Here is a 2194-nt window from a genome sequence, read left to right as displayed (position 1 = left end):
GATCCGGCACTGCCTGCGCCAGCCCGGTGATCGGCAAGGTCGAAGTGTTGGAGGCAATCACCGCCGCGCTACCGACCACTTGCTGTGCCGCTGCCGAGACTTTGGCTTTCAGTTCTCGGTCCTCGAACACCGCCTCGATGATCAAGTCGCAGCCGGCCAGATCGGCATCGCTTTCACTCGTGTTGATCCGCGACAGCACCGCTTCGCGCTGCTCAGTCGTCATCTGGCCACGGGCAACTTTCTTGTCCAGTAAGGTCGCCGAGTGAGCCTTGCCTTTCTCGGCCGCTGCAAGGTTGATGTCCTTGAGCACCACTTCAATGCCGGCAGTGGCGCTGACGAACGCGATCCCCGCGCCCATCATGCCAGCGCCCAGCACGCCGACTTTTTGCGTCTTATACGGTGCATAACCCTGCGGCCGTGAGCCACCGGCATTGATCTCGTTGAGCTGGAACCAGAAGGTACCGATCAGGTTTTTCGAGATCTGGCCGGTAGTCAGCTCGGTGAAATAGCGGGTTTCGATCAGGTGCGCGGTGTCGAAATCCACCTGAGCGCCCTCCACCGCCGCACACAGAATCTTCTCCGGTGCCGGCAGCGTGCCCTGGGTTTTCGTGCGCAGGATCGACGGCGCAATGGCCAGCATCTGCGCAACTTTCGGGTTCGACGGTGTGCCACCGGGAATCTGATACCCCTTCACGTCCCAACGTTGCACCGCTGTCGGATGGGCGACGATCCAGGCGCGCGCCTTGGCCAGCAGTTCATCGTGATCGGCGGCCAGTTCGTCGATCAGACCGGCCTGCAACGCCTGTTGCGGACGCACTTTCTTGCCCTCGAGCAGATACGGCAGCGCCTTCTCGATACCGAGCATGCGCACCATGCGCACAACTCCGCCGCCGCCCGGCAACAGACCCAGGGTCACTTCCGGCAAGCCGAGTTGTACCGAAGCGTCGTCAAGTGCCACCCGGTGATGACAGGCCAGGCAGATTTCCCAGCCGCCGCCCAGCGCCGCCCCGTTGATGGCCGCAACCACCGGTTTACCCAGGGTTTCCAGCGTGCGCAACTGCCCCTTGAGGGTCAGCACCATGTCGTAGAAGGCTTTGGCTTCGGGCTTGCCGACCTTGATCAGCTCATTGAGGTCGCCGCCGGCAAAGAAGGTTTTCTTCCCCGACGTGATGATGACGCCAGCGAGGTGGTCTTTGTCCGCGACCAGTTGCGCAACGCACGCGGCCATGGCTTCGCGGTACACGGCGTTCATGGTGTTGGCGCTCTGGCCCGGCATGTCGATGGTCAGGACAACGATGCCGTCCTGAGCTTTTTCGTAACGAATGGCTTCGCTCATAACAAGGTTCCTTGAATTCGGGGCTCAGAGGCGTTCGAGGATGGTGGCAATGCCCATGCCGCCGCCGACGCACAGCGTCGCCAGGCCATAGCGCAGATGCCGCGCTTCCAGTTCATCGAGCAACGTGCCAAGGATCGCGCAACCGGTGGCGCCCAGCGGATGCCCCATGGCGATGGAGCCGCCGTTGACATTGACCTTGGCCGGATCGACGGCCATGTCCTTGATGAACTTGAGCACCACCGAGGCAAACGCTTCGTTGACCTCGAACAGGTCGATGTCTTCAACACGCAGCCCGGCCTTGGCCAATGCCTTGCGCGTAGCCGGTGCGGGCCCGGTGAGCATGATGGTCGGATCGGTGCTGGTGACGGCCGTGGCGACAATCCGCGCCCGCGGTTGCAGGCCCAGCGCCCTGCCCTTGGCCTCGGAGCCAAGCAACATCAGCGCCGCGCCGTCGACGATTCCGGAACTGTTGCCTGGCGTATGAACATGGTTGATGCGCTCGACATGGCTGTACACCCGCAGTGCCGTCGCGTCAAAGCCCATCTGGCCGATCATTTCGAAACTGGGCTTGAGTTTGCCCAGCCCTTCAAGGGTCGATTCGGCACGAATGAATTCATCGTGATCGAGCAGGATGATGCCGTTCTGGTCCTGCACCGGCACCAACGACTTGTTGAACGAACCATCGGCCCGGGCCCGGGCGGCTTTCTGTTGCGAATGCAGCGCATAGGCGTCGACGTCGTGACGGCTGAAACCTTCAAGGGTGGCGATCAGGTCCGCACCGACGCCCTGCGGGGTAAAGTGGCTGTGCAGGTTGGTCTGCGGGTCCAGCGCCCAGGCGCCGCCGTCACTGCCCATTGG

2 protein-coding genes are annotated in these 2194 nt (G+C 62.5%); both read right to left on the bottom strand.

Annotated elements, in window-relative coordinates; genetic code table 11:
- Positions 1-1336: 3-hydroxyacyl-CoA dehydrogenase NAD-binding domain-containing protein (locus tag DBR24_RS21375; RefSeq protein WP_177490654.1), on the bottom strand; the 1336-nt coding region annotated here is incomplete at its 3' end.
- A 24-nt stretch (positions 1337-1360) separates the two neighbouring features.
- The coding region (locus DBR24_RS21370) for an acetyl-CoA C-acyltransferase (RefSeq protein ID WP_256591713.1) at positions 1361-2194 on the bottom strand (834 nt) is incomplete at its 5' end.

The organism is Pseudomonas sp. HMWF006, from assembly GCF_003061205.1.
In the GTDB taxonomy this organism is placed as follows: Bacteria; Pseudomonadota; Gammaproteobacteria; order Pseudomonadales; family Pseudomonadaceae; genus Aquipseudomonas; species Aquipseudomonas monsensis.
The sequence above is the reverse complement of the archived record's forward strand: the minus strand, read 5'-3'. Positions and strand labels throughout refer to the sequence as shown.